Origin of the sequence: Protofrankia sp. Cas8, from assembly GCF_963555845.1 — a bacterium.
Taxonomy (GTDB): Bacteria; Actinomycetota; Actinomycetes; order Frankiales; family Frankiaceae; genus Protofrankia.
The window spans coordinates 14,851-15,536 of sequence record NZ_CAUVXI010000137.1 but is presented as its reverse complement, the minus strand read 5'-3'; the positions used below and the strand labels follow the sequence as shown (position 1 = coordinate 15,536).

General features: G+C 60.8%; 1 protein-coding gene and 1 pseudogene. Both read left to right on the top strand.

What is annotated here, in order from left to right; all coding sequences use genetic code 11:
• Nucleotides 1-320: 320 nt before the first annotated feature.
• A pseudogene (locus tag U9977_RS27105) lies at nucleotides 321-404 on the top strand (AAA family ATPase); the annotation flags it as partial.
• A 131-nt stretch (nucleotides 405-535) separates the two neighbouring features.
• Nucleotides 536-686: VOC family protein (locus tag U9977_RS27100; protein ID WP_416210683.1), on the top strand; the 151-nt coding region annotated here is incomplete at its 3' end.

Below are 686 nucleotides of genomic sequence, written 5' to 3'. Positions count from 1 at the left end.
GGCGTCGGACGGTCGGTATGACCAGGCGGTGCGGCGCGTCCAGCAGGAGAAGGCCGAGCTCGCTGTCACCGACCTGACCTCGGGTCAATTGCTGGCCAGGGCGATGGTGTCGCTGCTACCGCGTTCGACGGGAACTGGACCGTACCCGCTTTAGTGGACACTCGGTAAAGCTGTCCGATTGATCGGGAGCGCGAGATATGGGCTCGACACGCCGTCATTCCACACTCGAATACTTGACACCCAGAGAATACGATCTAGGCTACCAAAATATCAGCCAAATGGCAGCTTAAAAGGGCGTCCAGAAAAGCGGAACCACTCCAGACCGACTCACCTTCGGCGGCAACAACATCGAGACCGGCACCGACTCCTACCGCCTCGCCCGCACCCGAGCCCTCACCACCTGAGCCCGCCCCAACTGACGTCACAATTCACGAACCTCGATCATGCTCCAAGCGCTCCACTGACGCCGAAATCCAAGAGTAGACGACGCCACCCCGCACCGACGCAGCCAAACATCCGCCCTATGCTCGGGGATATGACGATTCAGCGGATGGACCACGTCGGCGTCGTTGTCGACGACCTTGAGGCTGCTATTGCGTTCTTTGTCGAACTTGGTATGGAGCTGGAGGGCGAGACGCCAGTCGAGGGACGTTGGGTGGACCGTGTCGTCGGGCTCGACGACGTCC